20 protein-coding genes are annotated in these 24,310 nt (G+C 60.5%); 11 read left to right on the top strand and 9 right to left on the bottom strand.

Features of this window, described 5'->3' with window-relative positions:
* Positions 1-5 precede the first annotated feature (5 nt).
* The 8 genes from AC54XV_RS23200 to cobG all read right to left on the bottom strand — a co-directional run bounded on the left by AC54XV_RS23200 (position 6) and on the right by cobG (position 7,622).
* Positions 6-641, bottom strand: coding sequence for a hypothetical protein (locus tag AC54XV_RS23200; RefSeq protein WP_024652315.1), 636 nt, complete (start codon positions 639-641; stop codon positions 6-8).
* A 35-nt stretch (positions 642-676) separates the two neighbouring features.
* Positions 677-1,312, bottom strand: coding sequence for a hypothetical protein (locus AC54XV_RS23205; RefSeq protein WP_011269011.1), 636 nt, complete (start codon positions 1,310-1,312; stop codon positions 677-679).
* Positions 1,305-2,003, bottom strand: coding sequence for a hypothetical protein (locus tag AC54XV_RS23210; RefSeq protein ID WP_011269012.1), 699 nt, complete (start codon positions 2,001-2,003; stop codon positions 1,305-1,307). Before AC54XV_RS23210 ends, AC54XV_RS23205 begins: the two co-directional genes overlap by 8 nt.
* A gap of 58 nt (positions 2,004-2,061) precedes the next feature.
* On the bottom strand, positions 2,062-2,877 hold the full coding sequence (locus AC54XV_RS23215; RefSeq protein ID WP_011269013.1) for a hypothetical protein: 816 nt from the start codon (positions 2,875-2,877) through the stop codon (positions 2,062-2,064).
* A gap of 348 nt (positions 2,878-3,225) precedes the next feature.
* Entirely contained in the window at positions 3,226-4,929 is a 1,704-nt protein-coding gene (cobJ, locus tag AC54XV_RS23220) for a precorrin-3B C(17)-methyltransferase (protein ID WP_103754482.1), read from the bottom strand.
* Entirely contained in the window at positions 4,929-5,660 is a 732-nt protein-coding gene (locus tag AC54XV_RS23225; protein WP_003399679.1) for a precorrin-2 C(20)-methyltransferase, read from the bottom strand. Before AC54XV_RS23225 ends, cobJ begins: the two co-directional genes overlap by 1 nt.
* Positions 5,660-6,286 (bottom strand): precorrin-8X methylmutase, encoded by a 627-nt coding sequence (locus tag AC54XV_RS23230; protein ID WP_003368856.1) that lies wholly within the window; start codon positions 6,284-6,286, stop codon positions 5,660-5,662. Before AC54XV_RS23230 ends, AC54XV_RS23225 begins: the two co-directional genes overlap by 1 nt.
* Entirely contained in the window at positions 6,279-7,622 is a 1,344-nt protein-coding gene (cobG, locus tag AC54XV_RS23235; RefSeq protein WP_116830141.1) for a precorrin-3B synthase, read from the bottom strand. Before cobG ends, AC54XV_RS23230 begins: the two co-directional genes overlap by 8 nt.
* A gap of 135 nt (positions 7,623-7,757) precedes the next feature.
* On the opposite strand from cobG, the gene AC54XV_RS23240 reads away from it, so the two are divergent.
* The 3 genes from AC54XV_RS23240 to AC54XV_RS23250 are packed head-to-tail and all read left to right on the top strand — an operon-like array spanning position 7,758 to position 10,809.
* On the top strand, positions 7,758-8,960 hold the full coding sequence (locus tag AC54XV_RS23240) for a bifunctional cobalt-precorrin-7 (C(5))-methyltransferase/cobalt-precorrin-6B (C(15))-methyltransferase (protein ID WP_003399675.1): 1,203 nt from the start codon (positions 7,758-7,760) through the stop codon (positions 8,958-8,960).
* Positions 8,960-10,072 (top strand): cobalt-precorrin-5B (C(1))-methyltransferase, encoded by a 1,113-nt coding sequence (locus AC54XV_RS23245; protein WP_057456752.1) that lies wholly within the window; start codon positions 8,960-8,962, stop codon positions 10,070-10,072. The genes AC54XV_RS23240 and AC54XV_RS23245 overlap by 1 nt, the downstream gene beginning before the upstream one ends.
* Entirely contained in the window at positions 10,069-10,809 is a 741-nt protein-coding gene (locus tag AC54XV_RS23250) for a cobalt-precorrin-6A reductase (RefSeq protein WP_011269019.1), read from the top strand. Before AC54XV_RS23245 ends, AC54XV_RS23250 begins: the two co-directional genes overlap by 4 nt.
* 1,505 nt (positions 10,810-12,314) lie before the next feature.
* On the opposite strand, the gene AC54XV_RS23255 is transcribed toward AC54XV_RS23250, so the two are convergent.
* Positions 12,315-12,773: an REP-associated tyrosine transposase gene (locus AC54XV_RS23255; RefSeq protein ID WP_003400255.1), complete on the bottom strand. Its 459-nt coding sequence runs from the start codon at positions 12,771-12,773 to the stop codon at positions 12,315-12,317.
* Between the two features lie 142 nt (positions 12,774-12,915).
* Between AC54XV_RS23255 and AC54XV_RS23260 the strand changes: the two genes are divergently transcribed.
* The 8 genes from AC54XV_RS23260 (at position 12,916) to urtD (ending at position 24,215) form a co-directional block, all read left to right on the top strand.
* On the top strand, positions 12,916-13,377 hold the full coding sequence (locus tag AC54XV_RS23260; protein ID WP_058399220.1) for a copper chaperone PCu(A)C: 462 nt from the start codon (positions 12,916-12,918) through the stop codon (positions 13,375-13,377).
* Between the two features lie 70 nt (positions 13,378-13,447).
* Positions 13,448-13,822 (top strand): DUF2946 domain-containing protein, encoded by a 375-nt coding sequence (locus AC54XV_RS23265; protein WP_218961543.1) that lies wholly within the window; start codon positions 13,448-13,450, stop codon positions 13,820-13,822.
* 84 nt (positions 13,823-13,906) lie between these two features.
* Positions 13,907-15,280, top strand: coding sequence for a PepSY-associated TM helix domain-containing protein (locus AC54XV_RS23270; RefSeq protein ID WP_054092622.1), 1,374 nt, complete (start codon positions 13,907-13,909; stop codon positions 15,278-15,280).
* Between the two features lie 249 nt (positions 15,281-15,529).
* Positions 15,530-18,976, top strand: a complete 3,447-nt coding sequence (locus AC54XV_RS23275; protein ID WP_496717235.1) for a dermonecrotic toxin domain-containing protein — start codon at positions 15,530-15,532, stop codon at positions 18,974-18,976.
* A 235-nt stretch (positions 18,977-19,211) separates the two neighbouring features.
* The gene (urtA, locus tag AC54XV_RS23280) at positions 19,212-20,477 is read left to right on the top strand and encodes an urea ABC transporter substrate-binding protein (protein ID WP_011269025.1); all 1,266 of its coding nucleotides are present in this window, start codon (positions 19,212-19,214) and stop codon (positions 20,475-20,477) included.
* Positions 20,478-20,689: 212 nt separating this feature from the next.
* On the top strand, positions 20,690-22,279 hold the full coding sequence (gene urtB, locus AC54XV_RS23285; RefSeq protein WP_060400119.1) for an urea ABC transporter permease subunit UrtB: 1,590 nt from the start codon (positions 20,690-20,692) through the stop codon (positions 22,277-22,279).
* A complete protein-coding gene (gene urtC / locus AC54XV_RS23290) occupies positions 22,279-23,358 on the top strand; it encodes an urea ABC transporter permease subunit UrtC (protein ID WP_011269027.1) in 1,080 nt (359 codons plus the stop codon). The genes urtB and urtC overlap by 1 nt, the downstream gene beginning before the upstream one ends.
* Complete coding sequence (gene urtD, locus AC54XV_RS23295) at positions 23,355-24,215, top strand: urea ABC transporter ATP-binding protein UrtD (RefSeq protein WP_024651864.1); 861 nt, start codon at positions 23,355-23,357, stop codon at positions 24,213-24,215. Before urtC ends, urtD begins: the two co-directional genes overlap by 4 nt.
* The last annotated feature ends 95 nt before the right edge of the window (positions 24,216-24,310 follow it).

The following is a 24,310-nucleotide window of genomic DNA, read 5'->3' on the forward strand; positions in this document are numbered from 1 at the left end:
CGGATTCAGATACTTGCAGCGCGCACCAGCCCCTGCGCCCTGCCGTCCAGATAATCCATCACCTCGTCACGGTGTGCTGCATACGCCTTACTGTCAAACGTGTAACTGCCACCTTTGAAGTGAAACAGCAGCCGTCGGCTACCTGCCGCATACTCGTCCACGCTGAGATGCAGACTGCACAACAACAGAAGGACTCGATCAGGTTCATACTTTTCGCAGGGCACGACCTGAAAACTGCCCAGACGTCCCTGATCGAAGCCGTTTTGAAAGTACGACTCTGCTGCCTGATTCACTCCCAACGCTGCGACAGCGCGCTGCACCAGGCCGCCAAGACGTTTGCGGTCCGCAGGATGGCTGACCTTGAACGTCGCGTCCAACAAATCGTCGGCACTGCTCACCACCAGTGAGTCACCCAGGACCACACCCTTTTGCTGTATACCGCGCGCCTTGAGGCGGCTGCGGTAGTAATGCATCCAGCTGCCCCATTGGGCCTTGAAATCAAACTGCCTGTCTGCGAACAACTGGGCGTCCAGAAGCACGTTCTGAATATCCGTGCGCTCCTCGCTCGCAAGCCCGGGCAGGAACGCCACCATACTGGGGATAGTGCCCAGATAGGCCGCATTGCCTGTGTCTGCACTCATTTGCGTTACTTCCTTCCATGGGCTTGTCCAGATTGCTAAAGACTGATGATTTCGGCTGCGGCACGATCAGCCAGGGTGTCCTGCACAACCTGGCGAAAAGGCTCGAAGCTCTGGCGACTGAAGCGGAATGCAGTACCAACGACATGCACCTGCATTTCTCCGCCAAGAACCTGCCAAAAATAAAGCGCGGGTCTCAACGCTATGGTCGTCATCTGCAGGCTGCACAACAGGATCGTTACCTCGTCTTCGCTGTGCATTGAACACGGTATGAGTTGAAAGCTTTCAGAACGTCCGGACGTAAACCAACTGCTGAAAAACGTCTTCGCATGATCACTGCTCAGTAGCCTGTCGAGCGAACTGCGATATAGCTGGCGAAGCTCGCCAGCATTATCGAACACTGGAAGCTGCAAGCTGCCAATGTCACTGAAACTGTGAATCTTCAAACGCGCATCGTTGATCCCGGCGCCATGCGAACCGCCCGTGGCGGCAATCGAGCGCTGGTAAACATCCAGCCATGCACGCCAGTTTCCCCTGAAAGAATGGCGATCATCTGCGACCAGTTTGGCATGGTGCAGACAATCGATTATGTCCTGGCGCAAATCAGGTTCGACATTGTCGGCGAAGGACAGCAGGCTGGCACCGGTCAACAGGGCTTCATTCGGATCAGACATCAGGACTGCCCCCAAGCGACATGATCAGACCAGCGCGCTTGCTCGACAGCGCGGTATCGATGCCATCGCGAAACTGTGAATAGACCTGTTCGAACAGTTGCATCGCATAGACGGTCACAGCGATGTTGCCGTAGATATTCTTTGGCTCGATGACCTCGAAAAGAAAAGCGGATGGCAACGGCTGACGCGTGGCGAACTGAAACTGCGCCAGCTTCAGGTTCTGCCGGGTGTCGACGAACGCCATTTGCAGAACCACGCTGACCTGCAATCTTCCTGCGTGATTCAAACCGCTCTGTACGCTCTGACTGCGCAGCAGATCAAGCGCTTCGCTGCCGACGGACTGATTGCCCACCCTGCGCATGAACGACTCTGCCTGCAGCAGAGTGTCGGCTGACACGAAGGGTGCAAGCGCGCGCGCCATGCAACTCCATACCGTTTCGGCAGACTCTGCCGGCAAAGGCTGGCTGACATGTTCGTTGGCACTCGGCAACCAGCCGAAACGCTGCGCTGCGGCGAGACGGGTTTCATTCCATTTTTCGGGTTCGGCAAACTTTGAGTGTTGCTTCGATGCGGCCAACTGCACGTACAGCATCGAGTCCAGCACATCGTTTTTCAGGGAGACCGGCTGCGGCTCGGGGAAAAACATCAAACAACCCGCATTGACGACTACGGCATCCAATTCCTGCTTCATGGGAAAATTCCTTTTATCCCGGAAGCGGAGGTAGCACGTACCTCCGCCAACACTCCGATCAGATGTCGAACTCTGCGATCGCACGACTGGCGTTATCATCCAGCCGTTGCTGGATCAGGTCGCGATGGCGCGCATACAGAGCCGTGTTGAGCAACAGGCTGTCCTCGCCTTTCCAGGTCTGGACACTGGTGTCCTGCCACTCCCAGAACAGCACGTTGGTGACGTCGCTGTCAGCCTGAAAACTGACTGCTGCCATAGCCAGACTCACAATGTTGTCCTCGGATTCGATACAGGAGGCGATACGGAAGCTGCCGCCACGGTGTGACTTGGTCTGGTTCTCGAACAGGCGCAGGGGTTCTTTTTTGGCTTTCAACGCGGCGATGGCATCTGCAGCCACCTTGAGCATCAGCAGCGATGCAGGTCCGGGCAACGCGGCAGCTGTAATGGCCGAACCGAGGATTTCCAGACCGACTTCGTCCATGGTGAAACGCTGCTGGGTAGCACGATAGCGCGCATAGCTCCACTGGGTGGAAAGCCAGCCCACCTTCGAGAGCACTTCGTTGAATTTGTCATACCACTGATCGCCCTGGGTTTCAGAGCTGAACGCCTTGTTGGCCACGAGGGTGGCGAACAGAAAGGAATTCATAACGTCCTGCTTGCTCTGCGCCGAGATACCGCTGGCAAATGCCAGCAGACTGCCTGCGACCACCGCGCCTTCATTGCCGGAGTTTGCGTCAGTGACGTCACGTGCCTCAAGTAACCCGGGGGTTGCTGCGGCCGCATAGGCGGCCAACAAAGGAGGGCATTCAGCCAGCTCGCAGGCGGCGATGTAATCGAGGTTGTCAGTGCTGTTCATGGTTTTTTCCTGTGTCATTTCATTAGTCCTTTAATTCATGAGTCCTGATGGACTGAATCGAGACTAACGAAATAACTCAGGCCGTTTTTTCGGCGCTTTCCGGTTGTCCTCTGATGGCTTCCAGGCACCTGGCGGTTGCGCTCGATACGCAGAACAAAATTCGACCCGCCGCCTGCCTCCCGGTATACCGCAGGTGAGCGAACATTCCCGGGAGGTTTCTGGAATCGGACTACGGCCGACGCAGGTTGGAGAGCGCCGATTCGCTCAGGCCTGTGAGCCGATACACAGGCCCACAGGCTTGAAGTGACATCGACACTTCAGCACTTTCCCGCGATAGAGAGCTGCAGGTATGACACGCGGGCGCGGTCACGCTGTAGGCTTGTTGCCGTACCAACGCGGCGTATAGACCCAGTTGCCGCCTTCGTGGCGAGGAAAGGTGCACGTCAGGGAAGAGCCGATCAACACCATGGTGCGCATGTCCACCTGTTCCGGGGTCAATTCGCCCAGCGTGATAACCCTCAATGTCTGCCCGGGACGGCCGATATCGCGCCCCAGCGTCACGGGGGTTTCAGGGATGCGATGCTGGCGGACAATCTCCAGCGCACGCCCCAGTTGCCAGGGCCGGGAGCGGGATATCGGGTTGTAGAACGCCAGCGCCAGATCGGCCTGGCAGGCAAGGTCCAGACGCTTTTCGATGATGTCCCAGGGCTTGAGGTTGTCGGACAGCGACAGCACACAGAAATCATGCCCCAACGGCGCACCGGCCTGGGCTGCGGTGGCCAGAGAGGCCGAGACACCGGGCAGAATTTCCAGCTCGACCGCATGCCAGTGAGGATTATCCGACGCATGCAACGCTTCAAGCACCGCTGAAGCCATGGCGAAAACCCCCGGATCACCGGACGACACCACGACCACCGAGCGGCCTTGAGCAGCCAGTTCGAAGGCATGTCGGGCACGCTGCATTTCTTCACGATTGTCAGTGCAGTGCAGTACCTGATCAGCGCGAAACGGCCCCGCCATGCGCACGTAGGTTTCATAGCCCAGCACATCATTGGCACGTGCCAGTTCGGCCTTGACCGCAGGCACCATCAGGTCTGCTGCGCCAGGACCCAGGCCAATGACTGCGAGTCGGCCACGCCCGCGGCCGATGCTCGGCACATCCAGCGGATGCGCTGCGACAGCGATCGCTGTGTGGGCATCGACGCAGAGCGGTGGCAACAGCTGAGGGACTGCATTGAGGGCCATCTCGCTGGCCGGCGCGGCACTGACAAATCGCACCGCAACGTCCAGCTCGGCGGCAGCCTTGTGCAGGTGCGGATTGGCCATCTGCTCCTCGGCAGCCAACAGGCACGCCAGAGACTGCCCGGCGATACGAGCCTCACGCAGGGCCGAGCGCACGTGCTCAGCCAGTTCGTCGGTGAGCTCAGTCACCGCCACCAGCACGTTACGTGGGTAGATCAGCAATTCATGGGGCGAAGGATCGCGCAGGGCACTGCCGACATGAATGGCCAGCGCCGCCTGTGGATCTTCGGGCAGTTGCGCCTGAGCCAGCCAGGGGGCTTCACCCTCGATGCGCACGGGTTCGCCGGACAGCAGGTCGGAAACGAAACGCTTGCCCAGCTCCAGATCGCCCAGTGCATAGCCGCTTGGCGGGTTGAGCAGGCAGGTGCCGAAACGCAGCTCGCCGCTGGTGGTGATCGCCGGCGCAACGCCAAGCCCGCTGGCGATGCTGCGCGCCAGGACATTCACCCCGCCCAGACCGCCAAGCAGCGGCACCACCGCGCTGCCGTCTTCGGCCACGGCGAGCACCGGCGGTTCGGCGCCCTTCTCCAGCAGCACGGCGGCCAGGGTGCGGATAACGATACCGGCTGCGCAAAGGGCGATGATCGGCGTGTTCTGTTGATACAACTGGCGCAGCGTCGCGCCGAAGTCGCTGTAAGTGCGGTCGGCCCCCTGCACGCGCTCGGCCAGGCCATGAATCAGCGCATCGGGAAACAGTTGTTGAATACGCCGCGCGGTAGCAAGGCTGCCATTGCCGAGAATGACGATGGCCGGAGTCATGGAGGTCATCAGCCTTGCCACCTGTCGCCCGGGACGATAATCAGCGAAAAATACGGCGAAGACATCGGGTCGACCTGATCCAGCGGGACGATTTTCTGGTTGCTCATCGTGGCGCGCTCGACATACAGCGCGCGCCCGGCCATCCCCAGTTCGGTCAGCACCTCGCGGACCTTGTGGAAGTTGCGCCCCAGTTTCATGATCACCGCCGCGTCGGCATCGGCCAGCTTGCGTTTCAGGTCATCGTGGGGCAGCACACCGGACAGCACCGACAGGCTCTGATTGCGATACACCAGCGGTGCGCCCAGCACCGAAGCACCGCCAAGCATCGAGCACACGCCCGGAATCACTTCAGCGTCGTAGTGCTCGGCCAGACGATCGTGCAGGTACATGTAGGAGCCATAGAAAAACGGATCGCCTTCGCAGATCACCGCCACGTCGCGTCCGGCGTCCAGGTGTGCGGCGATGTGCCGGCTGGATTCGTCGTAGAAGTCGCTGATGAGCTTTTCGTAGGACAGTGTCGCCGGCAATGCCTCGGTGGTGACCGGGTAGACCAGCGGCATCAGGGTCTGAACGTCCTGCAGATGCGCTTCGATGATGCCGAAGGCGTTGCCCTTTTTGCCCTTGGCCACGAAATACGCCACCACCGGCGACTCGCGCAGCAGGCGCAGGGCCTTGACGGTGATCAGCTCCGGATCGCCAGGACCGACGCCCAGGCCAATCAATCGACCGCGTGCCTGCATCATTCGATCTCCGTGGCCAGTGCGTTGACAGCGGCCACGGCCATGGCGCTGCCGCCACGACGGCCCTGCATGATCACGAACGGCACGCCGCGGCTATCGGCGGCGAGCATCGCCTTGGACTCGGCGGCGCCGACAAAGCCGACCGGAAAGCCGAGAATCAGTGCAGGTTTGGGCGCACCGGCATCGAGCATTTCCAACAGATAGAACAGCGCGGTCGGCGCGTTGCCGATGACCACTACGCTGCCTTCCAGGTGCGGACGCCACAGCTCAAGCGCCACCGCAGAACGCGTATTGCCCAACTCCAGAGCCATTTCCCGCACGCCTTCATCATGCAGGGTGCAGATGATCGGGTTATTGGCGGGCAGCCGGGTGCGGGTGATGCCTTCGGAGACCATGCGCGCATCACACAGGATCGGCGCTCCGGCGGCCAGAGCGTTGCGCCCGGCGGTACCGGCACCCGGCGAGAAGCGCAGGTCTTCGATGACTTCGACCATCCCGCAGGCATGGATCACGCGCACGGCGAGTTTTTCCAGGTCGGCAGGGATCGTGTCAAGACGCGCTTCGGCGCGAATGATCGAGAAAGAGTTGCGATATATCTCCTGACCATCGCGGATGTAATCAATCATGCATGTTGCTCCGTGAGCCGGCGTTCAACTGCGCGCCGACTGCTTCAATAGTAAGGTTGCGCGCGCGCAGCACGCCGAAACCGGCATGCGCTGCATCGCGAAAATAAAGATCGTAACGGCCCGGCGCGACAGCCAGCAAGGTCACTGGCGCTACGTGGGCGGCGGCGCAGGAACGCGTGCAGCCGCTCAAGTGAATAGCCTGGCCGGTATCAAGTGCCGCAGCCAGTTGCAGGGCGTCGGCCTTGGTGTCGGCCAGCCCCTTGGCGCATCCGGCAGAACCGGTACAGGCGAGCATCTGCGCCAGCGGTTGCTCGGCAGAACCTGCGAAGCCGGATGCCTGCAACTCGTCCAGCACCGCTGCCGCGCGCTCGACCGGCACGTTGGGCAGCAACAGGCTTTGCCAGGGCGTCAGGCGCAGCGTGCCGTCGCCCTGATCCGCAGCCAGTTGCGCCACGCTGCAAAGCATCGCCGCATCGAGACGCCCCAACGGTACTGCAGCGCCCACCGCCACCTGATTCGGCTGGGCCTGTGGATAAACACCGATATGCCGAGTGCCTTGAATGGCCGGACGCTGCCAATCGGTGATCGCCTTATCGGTCCGCACTGTGCAGGCGGACCGGGTCGACAGCTCACGCAGCAGATCGGCGGTCGATACCTCGGTCAGCAGGTGCCGCATCCGGGTGTGCTCGGGACGGGCCAGGTCGAGAAACAGCTCCAGCAGTGCGACAACCAGCATCTTCCCTTCGGCTAGAGGGACAGCGGCCAGCGGTCGGTCATGGGCCGGGCAGCCGGCCAGGCCGAACGCCAGCAGCACTTCGTCGTCGCGTTTCAGCGCCGACAGCCACACGTCGTGCGGGTGTTCGAGCATGACCAGCGCTTCACCAGCATCCAGCGACAAGGCGAACTTGGGGGACAGCTCATGAAAACGCGGGTGATGTTCCAGCGCGTCGAGAATCTGCGCCGCCAGCGGCCGGGCATCGAAGAGCATCTGCGGGTCCAGCCCGGCCGTCGGGCTGAGCATCAGGTTGCGCACATCGTCGCTGGCCGGGTTGGCGGGGCCGAGCCCTGCCGCCATCAAGGCGCCGATCAACCCGTCATGATCGGCACCAATGCCGCGAATCTGCAGGTTGGCGCGGTTGGTGGCTTCGATAATGCCCTGTGCATAAGTGCGCGCGGCCTCGGCAACGGCCATGGCCTGCACACTGCTGATCACCCCGCCCGCCAGCTTGATCCGGCAGATCCCGCCGTCCAGTGCCGGGACGATACGCAGCAACCCCGGACAGGCCGAGGGGCGTAGCGTTGCAGAGGATGTGCGAGCGGACTGCTGCTCGTTCAATGGGTCACCCGATGTGAACTGGCTGGAAACGGACGTTGATTAGAGCACTTGTACCCCGTCGGGCGCGGTATTATGCCTGCTTTGTCCGCAGGCATGAAAAGGCGCTCTGTCGGAAGTTCGGATTGAGGTAGGTACATGTCGCCGTGGCTGACAGTCGTGGGAATCGGAGAAGACGGTTACAAGGGGCTCGGCAAGAACGCCAGACACGCGCTGCTGCATGCTGATCAGGTGTTCGGCGGCCCGCGCCAACTGGCGTTGCTGCCGCCGTGCATTCGCGCCGAGCGACGTGCGTGGCCCAGCCCTTTCTCGTTGAACCCTGTGCTCGAGCAGCGCGGTGCCGAGATCTGCGTGCTGGCCAGTGGCGACCCGATGATGTTCGGCGTCGGCGCCAGTCTTGCACGCGTGGTCAGCATTGACGAAATGCGTATTCTGCCTGCGCCCTCCTCTTATTCTCTGGCCGCCGCCCGCCTCGGCTGGCCCCTGCAGGACGTCGTCACCCTGTCGGTGGTTGCCCGGCCGGTGGCCGCGCTGAACGCGCACTTCCACCATGGCATGCGTCTGCTGGTGTTGAGCAACGACGGCAGCAGCCCCGCCGTGATTGCCGGTTTGTTGCGCGAGCGCGGCTTTGGTCCAAGCCGCATGACCGTCCTGGAGCATCTGGGTGGCGAAGCCGAACGGCGCGTCGAAGGGCTGGCCAGCGAGTGGGGCAACCCCGAGATCGCCGCGCTGAACCTGGTTGCCATCGATTGTCGCGCCGATGCCAGCGCCATCCGTCTGAGCCCCGTTTCAGGTCTGCCGGACAGCGCCTTCGAACATGACGGCCAGCTCACCAAGCGCGACGTACGCGCCATCACCCTCGCCCGCCTTGCACCGCTGCCGGGCGAACTGTTGTGGGATGTCGGCGCGGGCTGCGGCTCCATCGGCATCGAATGGATGCGCGCGCACCCGACCTGTCGGGCGATGGCCATCGAAGCCGACGAAGGCCGCCAGCAACTGATCGAATTCAACCGCGACGCACTCGGCGTGCCCGGCCTGCAACTGGTGCGGGGCAGTGCGCCTCAGGCATTGAGCGGTCTGGAGCGCCCGGATGCGATTTTCATCGGCGGTGGCGTGACGCGTATCGGCGTGCTGGAAACCTGCTGGGAACAACTGCGTCCGGGTGGCCGACTGGTCGCCAATGCGGTCACCCTGCAAAGCGAAACGGCCTTGATGGCCTGGCGCGAACGGCATGGCGGCGAACTGACCCGTATCCACGTCGCCCACGCGCAGCCCCTTGGCGAATTCGACACGTGGCGTCAGGCGTTGCCGATCACCCTGCTGGACGTAGTCAAACCCTGATGCGCGAAGAAACCGCCGAACAGCCTGCGCCACTACGCAGTGGCCTGACCACTGGCAGCTGTGCGACCGCGACCAGCCTCGCGGCGGCGCGGTTGTTGCTCTGCGGGCAAGTCAGCGATGCGGTGGACATCGTCCTGCCCAAGGGTAAGCAGGTGCAGATGCGTCTGGAGTTCTGCCGGCTTGTGGATAACTTCGCGGAAGCCGCCACCCTCAAGGATGCCGGCGACGATCCGGATGTCACCCACGGCGCGCTGGTGTTTGCCCGCGTCAGGCTGCAAGCGGCAGCGGGCGTACGCTTCGTGGCGGGCGCAGGTGTCGGCACCGTGACCCGCCCCGGGCTAGTGCTGGCAGTGGGTGAGCCGGCCATCAACCCGGTACCCCGGCGCATGATGACCGAGCATTTGCTGCAGTTGGCCGAAGAACAAGGCTACAGCGGCGGATTCGAAGTCACGATCGGCGTCGAGGGCGGCGAGGCGCTGGCGCTCAAGACCATGAACCCGCGCCTGGGCATTCTCGGCGGACTGTCGATTCTCGGCACCAGCGGGATTGTCCGGCCGTTCTCCTGCGCGGCTTATATCGCCTCGATCCACCAAGGTATCGATGTTGCTACCACCAACGGCTATCGGCATATCGCCGCCTGCACCGGCAATGCCAGCGAAGACACCATGCGCCGCGTGTACAAAATCCCCGATATCGCCCTGATCGAGATGGGCGACTTCGTCGGTGCCGTGCTCAAGCACTTGCGCAAGGTGTCTGTGGATAAGTTGAGCGTGTGCGGCGGCTTCGGCAAGATCAGCAAGCTGGCCGCCGGCCATATGGACCTGCACAGCCGCCATTCCAGCATCGACCTGCCACAGCTGGCGCACTGGGCTGCGGATGTCGGCGCGGATGCAGGTCTGCAACAGCAGATCCTTGCAGCCAACACCAGTCAGCAAGCGCTGGCGATGAGTGCTGCGGCGGGTGTGCCACTGGGTGACGAAGTGTGTCGCCACGCGCTGAATTTCGCGCGCAGCATCGTGCCTGCGAGCGTTCAGGTGGAGGTTTTCGCAATTGATCGTCAAGGCGGGCTGGTGGGTCAGGCTGGCGTTGACTCACAGAGAGAAGCGACATGAAACGTATCCTGCTGCTGGGCGGCATTACCGAGGCGCTGGCCATTGCGCGAAGGCTCGGGCCTGAGCACATCTACAGCCTGGCGGGCGTGGGCCGGGTGCCGTCGGATCTGGCCTGCCAATTGAAGGTCGGCGGTTATGGCGGCGCCGAGGGCATGGCGCAGTACATGGGCGAACAGGGCGTCGACCTGCTGCTGGACGCAACCCATCCCTACGCCGCGCAGATCAGCCACAACGCAGCGCGTGCGGCCAGGCTGGCGGGCATTCCCTGCTGGGCCTTGCGCCGCACCGCGTGGCAGGCAGGTCCGGGGGATGACTGGCGTGAAGTGGCTGACTGGTCAGAACTGGCCTCTGCCTTGCTCCCCTTCAAGCGCCCGCTGTTCACGCTGGGTCGTGAGCCCTTGCAGCACCTGAACGAAATCCCCCCGCACCAGTTCTGGACACTCCGGGCACTGGACGACTACCCCGGCAACGAACGCTGCGAAGTGATCGGCGCACGCGGCCCCTTCATGCTGGAAGACGAACGCCAGTTGTTCGAACAGCGCCGCATCGACGTACTGATCAGCAAAAACAGCGGCAGCAGCTCCACCGAACCCAAACTGGATGTCGCCCGCGAACGCGGCCTGCCCGTCCTGATCCTCAAACGCCCGCAGTTGCCTGACGTCGACCGGCTGTTCTGGGGCGTGGATGAGGTGCTGGAGGCCTTGGGGCTGGAGTCAATGAGCCGTCAGTCCTCATGAAAATTCTGAAAACACCCCGCCCCTGTGGGAGTGAGCTTGCTCACGAAGAGGCCGGGGCAGTCGCTGAAAATCTATATATCCGTGACTACGCCTTCGCGAGCAAGCTCGCTCCCACAAGATCAGCGCTGCCGCATGAACATCTACATGACTTGAAACACCCCAGCCCTGCGGGAGTGATCCACAGGGCTTGAAAACACGCCGGACCTGTGGGAGTGAGCTTGCTCACGAAGAGGCCGGGGCAGTCGCTGAAAATCTATATATCCGTGACTACGCCTTCGCGAGCAAGCTCGCTCCCACAAGATCAGCGCTGCTGCAGAACATTTACGTGGCTCGAAAACACCACCGACCTGCGGGAGTGACCCACAGGGCTTGAAAACACGCCGGACCTGTGGGAGTGAGCTTGCTCATGAAAAGGCCGGTGCAGTCGCTGAAAATCTGTTGATCTGCTAATCCGCCTTCGCGAGCAAGCTCCCACAAGATCAACGCTGCTGCAGAACATTTACGTGGCTCGAAAACACCCCCGACCTGCGGGAGTGATCCACAGGGCTTGAAAACACGCCGGACCTGTGGGAGTGAGCTTGCTCACGAAGAGGCCGGGGCAGTCGCTGAAAATCTATATATCCGTGACTACGCCTTCGTGAGCAAGCTCGCTCCCACAAGGTCAGCGATGCCGCATGAACATCTACATGACTTGAAACACACCAGCCCTGTGGGAGTTATCCACATTCCTCGAAAAAACTCTGGACCTGTGGGAGTGAGCTTGCTCACGAAGAGGCCGGGGCAGTCGCTGAAAATCTATATATCCGTGACTACGCCTTCGCGAGCAAGCTCGCTCCCAAAAGATCAGCGCTGCTGCAGAACATCTACGTGGCTCGAAAACACCACCGACCTGCGGGAGTGATCCACAGGGCTTGAAACACCCCGGCCCTGTGGGAGTGAGCTTGCTCACGAAGAGGCCGGGGCAGTCGCTGAAAATCTATATATCCGTGACTACGCCTTCGCGAGCAAGCTCGCTCCCACAAGATCAGCGCTGCTGCAGAACATCTACGTGGCTCGAAAACACCACCGACCTGCGGGAGTGATCCACAGGGCTTGAAAACACGCCGGACCTGTGGGAGTGAGCTTGCTCACGAAGGGGCAGGTGCAGTCGCTGAAAATCTATATATCCGTTACTACGCCTTCGCGAGCAAGCTCCCACAAGATCAGCGCTGCTGCAGAACATTTACGTGGCTCGAAAACACCCCCGACCTGCGGAGTGATCCACAGGGCTTGAAAACACCCCGGACCTGTGGGAGTGAGCTTGCTCACGAAGAGGCCGGGGCAGTCGCTGAAAATCTGTTGATCTGCTAATCCGCCTTCGCGAGCAAGCTCGCTCCCACAAGGTCAGCGATGCCGCATGAACATCTACATGACTTGAAACACACCAGCCCTGTGGGAGTTATCCACATTCCTCGAAAAAACTCTGGACCTGTGGGAGTGAGCTTGCTCACGAAGAGGCCGGTTTTTCACAGCCAAATTGCGTCCCATAAGGGATAATCGCGTACGCTTTTGACCAGGTTGGCTCGAACAGGATTGGCAACGATATAACGGGCAAAATCCAAAAGGCTTTCTTCAGTGCGGATGCTGACGTCGTGGAATCCGCTTTGCCAAAAAGGTCCACTGCAGCCTCTGGCTCTGTTGATGGCGATCGCGCTTTTCGATTTAACGCGCTGTACAACGCTGGATAATGAGTGGCTATTCAACTGCAGTAGCCAGTGAATGTGGTCGGGCATTACAACCCAGGCTAATGAATCGGCCAGTTGCTGCGCCTGAACGTGTCGAAGCTCATCCACCAACAGACGCCCCATGCGCCAATCGGAAAAGACAGGAGTTCTCTGGAATGTTTTTGCGGTGACCAAATAAATCTGGCCGGTACCGGAGAATCGCCCCAAGCGTAAACGATGTGATTGTGATCTCTGATTCATCCTCATCACCTTATGGCTGCGTGCCGGGGAACGACTCTACGAAACGGGCTCACTCAGCGGCGCTCAAAGGTTTGCCCAAGTGTTTCGGACTTCCAGTTGAGCTACCTTTCACTCCTTCATCGAATCCCCCGGAGAATCCCCCATGCTCAAACAAGCACTGCTGCTGGCCGCACTGCTGCTGCCAGCCTGCCTCGTCCACGCCCATGAGTACAAGGCAGGGCCATTGCTGATCGGCCATCCGTGGTCAATGGAGCTGCCGCCCAATGCACCAACCGTGGCGGCCTATTTCACCCTCGAGAACAAGGGTGACAGCGCCGACCGCTTGATCGGCGTCGACACGCCCATCGCCGGACAGGCGCAGTTGCATGAGCATGTACACGCCGACGGGCTGATGAAGATGCAGCACGTGCAGGCGGTCGACATACCGCCTGGCGCGAAGGTGGTTTTCGCACCCATGGCCTGGCACGTGATGCTGCTGGACATCAAGGACCGTTCGAAGCTGGTGGTCGGCCAGCGCTTCCCGATGACCCTGCATTTCGAAAAGGCGGGGGATATCGAGGTGCAGGTCGTGGTACAAAAGCAGGCTTCGGAGCACCAGCACTGAGTAGCCTTCCCGAGTGAGCAGCGCATGCCGTCGCGACAGATCAGCCCCTCGTAATAACCGGGGAGCCTGGCTGAGTCTGTTTGCCATGTTGATGATCTTTATCGGTCCACTGGTTTCCCAGTCGATGCCGATGGATCATCACGCCGGCATGTCGATGTCCATGCCAGCCGGCATGGACATGCCGGCCGATGGTCACGCCCAGCATGGCAGCGAGCATGCGATGCCTGCCGACGCAGGCATGAGCGATCACGCGCTGTGGGCAAAATGTGGCTATTGCACACTGCTGTTCAGTTGCCCGGCATTGCCCCATGTCCTTCAACTGGTCGCCGCCCCGCCACCCGGACCCGCTGACTTTTTCGCCCTGCTGCCCTTGCCGGGGCATGCCCGCAACGCCATCTTCCCCAATGCTCGAAGCCGGGCACCACCAGCGCTCATCACCGCATAAGCCGAAAAAAAGATTTCACGAGGGCGCGCGGCTCACTGCTGCGCGCCGTTCGTGCTGTGTTGTCCCTATTGGGGAGCGTTTGACGTGTCCAAACCTGATGTCTCTTTTTACAACCTTGCCTGGCGATGGCATTTCTACGCGGGACTGTTCGTCGCGCCGTTCATGATCCTGTTGTCGCTGACCGGCATCATTTACCTGTTCAAGCCGCAACTGGATAACCTGATGTACAGCGATCTGCTGAACGTCGCGCCGGCCGAGCACCGCCTGACTGCCGACGTGTTGCAACAGCGCGTGCTGAGTACTTATCCACACGCCACGGTCGGCAAGTATTTCCCGCCGACCAGCACCGAGGGCAGTGCGCAGTTTGTCGTCAGCGAGCAGGGACGGGAGCTGAATGTCTTCATCGACCCCTATCGCGGCGACATTCTTGGCACCCAGGACGCCACAAAGAACCTGCAGGCGGTTGCCCGCGCACTGCACGGCGAGCTGATGATCGGCACGCTGGGCGACCGGCTTGTCGAGCTGGCGGCAGGCTGGGGCGTTGTGCTGGTGATTTCCGGCCTTTATCTATGGTGGCCACGCGGTCGCTCGGCGGCTGGGGTTTTCTGGCCGCGCCTGACGGCCAAAGGGCGCGTGCTGTGGCGTGATCTGCACGCGGTTACCGGCTTCTGGGGCGCTTTGCTGTTGCTGTTCATGCTGTTGAGCGGCATGACCTGGACCGGTCTGTGGGGCAAGCAATACGCGGCGGTGTGGAACACCTTCCCGGCCGCCATGTGGACCGACGTCCCCAAGTCCGACAGGCAGGCTGGCGAGCTGAACAATGCCAGCGTGCAGACCGTGCCGTGGGCAATGGAGAACACACCGATGCCGGTTTCGACCGGCGAACACGCCGAGCACATGGACCACATGCACATGTCCAGCGCACCGGCAGCGCCAACAGTGTCCTTGCAGAAGGTGGTCGACATCGCGCGGGCCAGAGACATCGTGCCGGGCTACAGCATCACCCAGCCCAAGACAGCTGACGGCGTGTTTACCGTGTCGGTGTTCGCCGACGACCCCCGTGATGATGCGACGCTGCACATCGACCAATACACCGGCAAGGTGCTGGCCGATGTGCGCTACGTCGATTACAGCACGGTGTCCAAGGCTACCGAGTTGGGCGTCATGCTGCATGAGGGCAAGTTTTTCGGCTGGATCAACCAGCTGCTTATCTTGCTGGTTTGCCTGATGGTGTTGCTCAGTTCGGTCAGCGGCCTGGTGATCTGGTGGAAACGTCGACCTCAGCGCGGGCTCGGTGTACCGCCCTTGCGCCACGACCTGCCACGCTGGAAAACAGCGACAGTGGTGATGATTGCCCTGGGCGCAGTGTTCCCTCTGGTGGGCATTTCGATGCTCATTGTCTGGGTGCTTGATCGAATAGTGCTTTCGCGCTTTGCCAAACAGGCGACAACAGCTTAGATTGCTCCCTGCGGGGCCTGAAACCACTGAGTGGCGTTGTGATGAATTCCTCCTCATACCCGGTTTCAGGCCTCGCCCTGCCTTGAATTGCTCTTGCTCCCCCTACACGTCCTACCCACCGAATAGCCGATGCCGCAGCCATCGACCATCGCTGGCTGATATCCCCGCAGCACCGACCGTGACTACATGACATGAACCGCCAGGCCATTGCCTCGAGCGGATCATCCATCATGCAGACGAATCGGCACCATGAACTTACCGCTCACGACATCACCCCCACCTCTACCCGCCTCGCTTGCCAGCGATAGCTATCCACCCGGTTTCAGCAAGACGACGCAAGAGCTCGCCCGTAGCCTGCTGCACCCGCTCAAACCCGACCTGGATGTCGAGACCACATGGCTGACCTACCGCGACAGCAAGGTCGCAGCGGACGACGGCGCCAACATACACAGCGTTCCGTTGATCTCCAGCTTGGTCGAGCATTTCACCGGCCTTTTGAACTGGACCGACAATGATGTGCAGGGTCTTTACCCGACCCCGTCGTCCACTTCGCAGACACCGGCCATCCAGCCGCTGGGTCGAGCGGCTATCGTGGATTTCTACACTCGGGTCAGCCAGCAGCTGGAGCAATTCTATAGCCAGAAACTTGCAGACTATTGGGCCATCGCAACGCCGGACGGTGAAACCCGGAGCAACCGGTATCTGGCCGAGCAGATCGAGTGTCTGAAATCCGAATGCGCGGTGCTGATCGCCTCGGGAAAAATGGCGACCGGGCACTACAGTCTGCTATCGGCAGCACTGGGGCCATGTGCCACACGCCCGGCCGGAAACATCGCGCAGATTCAACCCCACAGCATTTTCAGCCTCTCGACCCGTATCGGTGATGGCCCTGCAATTGCGATCTCCGGTGCGTTTGCCATCGCTCGACGTCTTCGTAAAGAACCGCTGTTAAAGCTTGACGAAGAGGAGCTTGAGGACGTCCTGCTGTTCACTCCTTATGACGGGCTGGAGGCATTTGCATCCCTGACACACATGAATGAGCGCCTTGCTCAACGCGCAACAGAGCCTGACTACAGGCGACGCCTGGGGATTGAGCCTGCGGCTGAACAGGCAAGCCAGGCCGCCTCCGGTTTCATCGCGCTGCAATGGCAGTACACCTTGCTGGAAGGCAATTTTCTGAGCCTGTTGCACACCCGCCAGATCGCCCGACAGCAATCAATGTTCGCTCAGGCCGTACAGCTTGCTCGTGCTCAACGGATGGACGAGGTTTGTTTCGAGCAATCGATAACGCATTTGCTGAAGCCAGAGTTTTACTTTGACAACCATTGGCGCCTGGACAGGCTCGATAACGACCTGGTTCAGAGCCAGATGCCTGACTGGTGGAAAACCATGCAGGCGTCGCAACGCGAGGAATGGCTTGCGCAGGCACAACAGTTTGGTGAGTCGGTTGTCAGCATCCGCCAAGTCAGCAAGGCTAACTTCGACCCGCCGGACAATGATAGCCGTACCTATCTCACGCGCTATATCGACAAGCAGCTGGATGAAGTATTGAAACAGGCATCTGTCGAAATAGCCGCGCAGCAGATTACCGTTTCAATTAATTACAGGCTTGGCACCGAAGTGCTGGAGATCCCCGGCGCACCTGTGCTGCCGACAACCGAAACTGAAAACATTTCGCTCTGGCAACTGGCGCATACCCATGCCCACCGTGCCAGGGCCGCAGATGCAGTGCTGATCAAGGCTGTCGATGAGGCAGGCGCCGTCATCCATAAACTGGACATGGCCACTATAAAGGGGCTGATCACAGCCATAGAGAACCCTCAGCACCTTAGCGACTACCTCGATCTCAATCTGAAGACATCGGCGTATGCGCGACAACTCAAGCAGTTGCAGAAAGCCATGCTGGAAGCCCGGATGAAGACGGCCCTGCTGGAGATCGAACAGCAGGCTTTTGCACCGGCCGGTCTTGAGTGGATCGAGGCAGTGCTTGATTCGCCGGCACCGCAAGGGCGTCGGACCATCAAAGGGGAAGCCATCGAGGTCCGGTTTTTCAGCGTCAATCAATTCATGATGACCAATGTCATGCTGATTGCTCCAGCCGACAAATTCGAGCGGGGGCCACTGGTGCTGTGCACGCTGGATGCTGCCGACGGCGTCGTCTTCCGCTGGTTCAACAGCATGTATCACCTGACCACCGGTTTTTTGGAAAAAGCGCCATTCCAGCAGTATCTGATTGAGCAAATACCGGTTTCCAGACGCCTGGAAACGTTGCGTGCCATGCAATACGAAAAGCAGGCCAAGCACTGGCGCATACCAGAGGTTTTTACCCAACTGTCGCTGATACCGATCCCGGCGAGGCTGCTGCACCCGGTGGTATTTGTCAGCCAAAGCAAAGACCTTTATGTGGAAATCCACGAGACCAGGATCAATCAGTTGATCAGCGAAGCCAAACGGCAAATGAGTCTGGCCAACGGCATGGGGCGATCAGGCCGAACCTTCGATCTGATCGCCAACATCGGAATTCTGTTTTTGCCTGACCCGATCATGATGCCTGTCGCACTGGGCGTGGGCCTGTACAAGACCTGGAGCGCCTTCTCGAAACTCGACGAAGGCGACCTCGAAGGTGCAGCCGAGGAATTTCTGAGCGCCGTAGGCTATCTTGCTACCGCTTTCATTGGCCGCCTGGCGCTGGCCCTGAAGCCGGCAATGCATGCCTCGAAGGTGGTAAGACGCCCGCACCTGATCCGCAGGGTCGGCCGCGACGGGCAGATCCAGATCGGCTACCTCCTGTCGCACTCCAGAGCCCCCCGCTTTGCAGACCCCAAATTGATCGTCGCTATGGACTCCCAACGGTTCATCGCCATCGATATAGAGGGCCAGACCTTTTTCGTAAGCCGACGTACCAATATGTTTGGTCACTCGCGCCTTTATCGGCGATCCCCGACTGACCCAACGCTACTGGTGCATGAGCAGGAATACGCTTTGCGCACCACCAGCGGGGCCTGGAAAACCGTGGGCAAACAGATACCACGCATCAGTCAGTCCGCCATCCGTAATGCCCGATCACAACTGGCCAGCCTGACCACTGCCTGGCCTGTGTCCCTGGAAGAGACAGGTAGCGCCGAACGCTTGAAGTTCGAGGCCGACTACCTCGCCCTGGGCGCAGCGTCCAACGCCGAAAACCTTTCCGAAATAGCGGCTTATGCGGAAGGTGGCTCGACGGACATCAACCCTCTGTTACGAAGCGGTGTGCGCAATGCCACAACACGCAACTTTCTAAGCCAGTTCTATCAGCTCAAAGCATGGGATGGCACTGCTTTTCGCTCGACGTACGTATCAAGCGAAGGGATGGCCTGTCTGGAGCACGAAGCAGGTGCGGTGTTTACCGACAGTGGCGTGCAGTCCGCCTCGATATCGCGAGCCAATGCCTTCCTGTGGAGCCGGGATGGATTTGTGAGCAGTAACGCCAATGCAGAAAATCACCCGGTCTTTTTCATCTTTGCCCCGGGCATACCGAAAAAAAACATGTTTACCGGCTTTCTCGGTGATCACGTCGCCGTCGCACCGGGCACGCGCATGCAACTGGGAGCGACAACGCGAATCAACGGTCAGCTGTTTGCGTGGTTCGACGCTCCCGAGCAACTCACTGATCAGACGTTTGACCTGTACACCGGAGCAAAGGAGCTATGGGTCTGAAACACCTGGGAAATTGACCGCTCGCTAGCCTGAACACCCCTTTCGCACCATCGCAGAGCTTCATACGCACCAACGGCAGAACGTTGTTCCACCTTGGTGCGACTCCTCGACTCAACGCGACAAAATCATTCCGTTTCGCGACGTTGCTGCGTTGGCCCAGACCTTGCTAAAGCCTGAAAGAGCAACGAAATGCACCGCCGCCAAACCTCAAACAATGTACTAAGGGAGCCAGTCAATGAAGCGTCGCAGCCTGATCAAAGCCTTTACCCTGTCCGCATCCATCGCCGCCATGGGGCTGACCTGGACCGTTCAGGCTGCCGAGACCATCAAGGTCGGCATTCTGCATTCGTTGTCCGGCACCATGGCCATCTCCGAGACGTCGCTCAAGGACATGGCCTTGATGACCATCGACGAGATCAACGCCAAAGGCGGCGTCAACGGCAAGATGCTGGAGCCGGTCGTTGTGGACCCGGCGTCCAACTGGCCGCTGTTCGCGGAAAAAGGCCGTCAGTTGCTGACCCAGGACAAGGTCGCCGTGGTGTTCGGCTGCTGGACATCGGTGTCGCGCAAATCGGTACTGCCGGTCTTCGAAGAACTCAACGGCCTGCTGTTCTACCCGGTGCAGTACGAAGGCGAAGAAATGTCGCCCAATGTTTTCTACACCGGCGCCGCGCCTAACCAACAGGCTATCCCGGCCGTCGACTATGTCATGAGTGAAGATGGCGGCGCTGCCAAGCGCTTCTTCCTGCTTGGCACCGACTATGTCTACCCGCGCACCACCAACAAGATTCTGCGCGCATTCCTGCATTCCAAAGGCGTGAAAGATACCGATATCGAAGAGGTTTACACGCCGTTCGGTCACTCCGATTATCAAACCATCGTGGCCAACATCAAGAAGTTCTCCGCGGGTGGCAAGACGGCCGTTATCTCCACCGTCAACGGCGACTCCAACGTGCCGTTCTACAAGGAACTGGCCAACCAGGGCCTGAACGCTACCGACGTACCGGTTGTGGCCTTCTCGGTAGGCGAAGAAGAACTGCGCGGCATCGACACCAAGCCATTGGTAGGCCATCTGGCCGCCTGGAACTACTTCCAGTCGGTGGAAAACCCGGTCAACAAGAAGTTCGTGGCTGACTGGAAAGCCTACGCCAAAAAGAAAAACCTGCCAGGCGCTGACAAGGCCGTGACCAACGACCCGATGGAAGCCACCTACGTCGGCATTCACATGTGGGCGCAGGCGGTCGAGAAAGCCAAATCCACCGACGTGGACAAGGTCCGTGAAGCCATGGCCGGCCAGACGTTCGCAGCGCCGTCGGGCTTTACCCTGACCATGGACAAGACCAACCATCACTTGCACAAGCCAGTGATGATCGGCGAAATCCAGGACGACGGTCAGTTCAACGTCGTCTGGCAGACCAAAGAGCCGATCCGCGCCCAGCCATGGAGCCCGTACATCCCTGGCAACGACAAGAAGCCGGACGCCCCGGCGAAGAGCAACTGACGGATCAACGCTGCTCTGATCGTTCCCACGCTCCAGCGTGGGAACGCAGTTCTGGACGCTCCGCGTCCGATCCTGAGCGCGCGGCTCGGTGCATGGTTGACGCAGAGCGTCACGAACGGCATTCCCACGCAGAGCGTGAGGAACGAGCAGCGTCAGGGCGAACAGCCACGAATGTCTAGTGGAACGCCATAACAGACCAAGGCCATATTGATATGCCTTCTTATTTTTACCGTTTGATCCTCGCCATCAGCCTGCTGCTGCCTTTGGCTGCCCAGGCCGGTGATGCCAGCGACTTTGTCGCAGCCAGTTCTTCGCAACAGGCAGAACTGCTGGAGGCCTGGGCCGCCAAGCCTGTGCCGGAACGCGTCGAGCTGCTTGAAGCCTTACGCGATGGCCGTGTGGGTGCCGACAGCAGCAAGCGCGCCTGGATCGAAAACAACGATCAATACGTGGCCGTCGATGCACAGGCACCAGCCGCCGCCGATGCGCCAACGCCTGACGAACCGCGTAAATTGCGCTTGAACAACCGGCTGCGCGGCCTGGTTGAAACGGCGTTGGCCAGCCACCAGTTGCTGGCAGCCGATACACGACTGCGCATGGCCGCCGCCCTGCAATTGCAAAAAAGCGCCCGCCCTGCACAACTGGAGTTGCTGACCGAACGCGTGGCCGGCGAAACAGATTCCAGCGTCAAAAGCGCACTGACCCTGGCGCTGGCCAACCTGCAAATGGTCGATTCCAGCCCGACAGTACGTCTGGCTGCCGTGCGGCTGCTTGGCGAAACCGGTGATCCGCTGGCGCGTACCCGTCTTGAATCATTGCTGGCGCCCGGCGTGGAAACCGACGCTTCGGTACGCGTGGCGGCTGAAACCAGCCTGGCGCAGGTCAAGCGCAAGCTGATGATCGGTGAGATCCTCGGCCAGGCGTTCAGCGGCATGTCGCTGGGCTCTATCCTGTTGCTGGCGGCGCTGGGTCTGGCGATCACCTTCGGCCTGCTGGGCGTGATCAATATGGCCCATGGCGAGATGCTGATGCTGGGGGCCTACTCAACCTACGTCGTGCAACTGATGCTGCAGCGCTACGCACCGGGGGCCATCGAGTACTACCCGCTGATCGCGTTGCCGGTGGCGTTCTTTGTCACCGCCGCGATCGGCATGGCCCTGGAGCGTACGGTCATTCGTCATCTGTATGGCCGCCCACTGGAAACCCTGCTGGCGACCTGGGGCATCAGCCTGATGCTGATTCAGGCCGTGCGTCTGGCCTTCGGCGCGCAGAACGTCGAAGTCGCCAACCCGCAATGGCTGTCTGGCGGCATCCAGGTGCTGCCTAATCTGGTGCTGCCTTACAACCGCATCGTGATCATCGCGTTCGCGCTGTTCGTGGTGGTGCTGACCTGGCTGCTGCTGAACAAGACCCGCCTGGGCCTGAACGTGCGCGCCGTCACCCAGAACCGCAACATGGCCGCCTGCTGCGGCGTACCGACCGGGCGCATCGACATGATGGCCTTCGGTCTGGGCTCAGGTATCGCTGGTCTGGGGGGTGTTGCCCTGAGCCAGATCGGCAACGTGGGCCCTGATCTTGGCCAAAGCTACATCATCGATTCGTTCCTGGTGGTCGTGCTCGGCGGTGTCGGGCAACTGGCCGGTAGCGTGATGGCGGCCTTCGGGCTGGGCATCGCCAACAAGATTCTCGAACCGCAAATCGGCGCCGTGTTGGGCAAGATCCTGATCCTGGCGCTGATCATTCTGTTTATCCAGAAACGTCCGCAAGGCCTCTTCGCATTGAAAGGACGGGTGATCGACTGATGAGCCAGCCATTGATAGTAACTGCCGCGCAAAAAGTCGGGCCCAGAGGCACGCTGACCGCAGGCTGCGTAATCCTTGCAGTGCTGCTGGCACTGCCGCTGCTGTCGCTGCTGCCTGCCGATAACAGCTTTCAGGTCTCGGCCTACACCCTGACCCTGGTGGGCAAGATCCTCTGCTACGCCATTGTCGCGCTGGCGCTGGACCTGGTCTGGGGCTACGCCGGGCTGCTGTCGCTGGGCCACGGCCTGTTCTTCGCCCTGGGCGGTTATGCCATGGGCATGTACCTGATGCGCCAGGCCGCTGGGGATGGGTTGCCGGCCTTCATGACCTTCCTGTCGTGGACCGAGCTGCCATGGTACTGGGCGGGCACCGACCATTTCCTCTGGGCGATGTGCCTGGTGGTATTGGCACCGGGACTGCTGGCGCTGATCTTCGGCTTCTTCGCCTTCCGCTCGCGGATCAAGGGCGTGTACTTCTCGATCATGACCCAGGCGCTGACCTTCGCCGGCATGCTGCTGTTCTTTCGCAACGAGACCGGCTTTGGCGGCAACAACGGCTTCACCAACTTCCGCAGCATTCTGGGCTTCAGCATCAGTGCACAAGGGACCAGAGCCGCGCTGTTTCTGGCCACGGTCGCACTGCTGGTGGCCAGTCTGTACATCGGCTGGCGCCTGGCGCAGAGCAAGTTCGGCCGCGTGCTGACCGCGCTGCGCGATGCGGAAAACCGCCTGATGTTCTGCGGTTACGATCCGCGCGGCTTCAAACTGTTCGTCTGGGTGCTGAGCGCCGTGCTGTGCGGTCTGGCTGGCGCCTTGTATGTGCCGCAGGTCGGCATTATCAACCCCAGCGAAATGTCACCGACCAACTCCATTGAAGCCGCTGTGTGGGTAGCCCTGGGTGGCCGTGGCACGCTGATCGGCCCGCTGCTGGGCGCAGGTCTGGTGAACGGCATGAAAAGCTGGTTCACCATGGCCTTCCCGGAATACTGGCTGTTCTTTCTCGGCGCGCTGTTCATCATCGTCACGCTGTATCTGCCCAAGGGCGTGATCGGCATGCTGAAGAAAAGGAGCGAGCAATGAAAACCACTCCGACCCCGTCTTTCATGCTGGAACCGATCCTGGCCCCGAACTCCGACGCCGGCACCAGCCGCGATGCGGTGGGGCTCGGCAAGAGCGCAGGCAAGGGCCTCAATACTCGCCACGGCACGATCCTGACGCTGGAAGACATCAGCGTCAGCTTCGACGGCTTCAAGGCCCTGAACGATCTGAATCTGTACATCGGCGTAGGCGAACTGCGCTGCATCATCGGCCCCAACGGCGCGGGCAAGACCACGCTGATGGACGTCATCACCGGCAAGACCCGTCCCAGCCACGGCAAGGCCTGGTTCGGTGAAACGCTGGACCTGACGAAGATGACCGAAGTGCAGATCGCCCAGGCCGGCATCGGCCGCAAGTTCCAGAAACCCACGGTGTTCGAGGCCTTGAGCGTGTTCGAAAACCTTGAACTGGCACAGAAGACCGACAAATCGGTGTGGGCCAGTTTGCGTGCGCGGTTGAGCGGCGAACAACAGGACCGGATCGCTGAGGTGCTGGAAACGATCCGCCTGATCAGCTCGATGCACCGCCCTGCGGGCTTGCTGTCCCACGGCCAGAAGCAGTTTCTGGAGATCGGCATGCTGCTGGTTCAGGACCCGCAATTACTGCTGCTCGACGAGCCCGTCGCGGGCATGACCGATGCCGAAACCGAATTCACCGCCGAGCTGTTCAAGAGCCTGGCCGGCAAGCATTCGCTGATGGTGGTTGAGCACGACATGGGTTTTGTCGGCTCGATTGCCGACCATGTCACCGTGCTGCACCAGGGCAGCGTGCTGGCTGAAGGCTCGCTGAACGACGTACAGGCCGACGAACGCGTGATCGAAGTTTACTTGGGGCGCTAGCGCGACCAGCTGCAAGCTTTTAGCTGCAAGCGGCAAGCTAGAAGCAAAAACAACGTGCTGCTCTTTACTTGCAGCTTGAAGCTTGAAGCTTATAA

This window comes from Pseudomonas fragariae (ex Marin et al. 2024) (assembly GCF_059621105.1).

Excerpts from the sequence above, each read along its gene's own strand:
- cobJ (WP_103754482.1), bottom strand. The coding sequence starts at position 4,929 with ATGACCTCCATGACTCCGGCCATCGTCATTCTCGGCAATGGCAGCCTT.
- urtA (WP_011269025.1), top strand. The coding sequence starts at position 19,212 with ATGAAGCGTCGCAGCCTGATCAAAGCCTTTACCCTGTCCGCATCCATC.
- AC54XV_RS23230 (WP_003368856.1), bottom strand. The coding sequence starts at position 6,286 with ATGATTGATTACATCCGCGATGGTCAGGAGATATATCGCAACTCTTTC.
- AC54XV_RS23200 (WP_024652315.1), bottom strand. The coding sequence starts at position 641 with ATGAGTGCAGACACAGGCAATGCGGCCTATCTGGGCACTATCCCCAGT.
- AC54XV_RS23275 (WP_496717235.1), top strand. The coding sequence starts at position 15,530 with ATGAACTTACCGCTCACGACATCACCCCCACCTCTACCCGCCTCGCTT.
- AC54XV_RS23255 (WP_003400255.1), bottom strand. The coding sequence starts at position 12,773 with ATGAATCAGAGATCACAATCACATCGTTTACGCTTGGGGCGATTCTCC.
- AC54XV_RS23260 (WP_058399220.1), top strand. The coding sequence starts at position 12,916 with ATGCTCAAACAAGCACTGCTGCTGGCCGCACTGCTGCTGCCAGCCTGC.
- AC54XV_RS23205 (WP_011269011.1), bottom strand. The coding sequence starts at position 1,312 with ATGTCTGATCCGAATGAAGCCCTGTTGACCGGTGCCAGCCTGCTGTCC.
- urtB (WP_060400119.1), top strand. The coding sequence starts at position 20,690 with ATGCCTTCTTATTTTTACCGTTTGATCCTCGCCATCAGCCTGCTGCTG.
- urtC (WP_011269027.1), top strand. The coding sequence starts at position 22,279 with ATGAGCCAGCCATTGATAGTAACTGCCGCGCAAAAAGTCGGGCCCAGA.
- urtD (WP_024651864.1), top strand. The coding sequence starts at position 23,355 with ATGAAAACCACTCCGACCCCGTCTTTCATGCTGGAACCGATCCTGGCC.
- AC54XV_RS23240 (WP_003399675.1), top strand. The coding sequence starts at position 7,758 with ATGTCGCCGTGGCTGACAGTCGTGGGAATCGGAGAAGACGGTTACAAG.
- AC54XV_RS23215 (WP_011269013.1), bottom strand. The coding sequence starts at position 2,877 with ATGACACAGGAAAAAACCATGAACAGCACTGACAACCTCGATTACATC.
- AC54XV_RS23210 (WP_011269012.1), bottom strand. The coding sequence starts at position 2,003 with ATGAAGCAGGAATTGGATGCCGTAGTCGTCAATGCGGGTTGTTTGATG.
- AC54XV_RS23225 (WP_003399679.1), bottom strand. The coding sequence starts at position 5,660 with ATGCAGGCACGCGGTCGATTGATTGGCCTGGGCGTCGGTCCTGGCGAT.
- AC54XV_RS23250 (WP_011269019.1), top strand. The coding sequence starts at position 10,069 with ATGAAACGTATCCTGCTGCTGGGCGGCATTACCGAGGCGCTGGCCATT.
- AC54XV_RS23245 (WP_057456752.1), top strand. The coding sequence starts at position 8,960 with ATGCGCGAAGAAACCGCCGAACAGCCTGCGCCACTACGCAGTGGCCTG.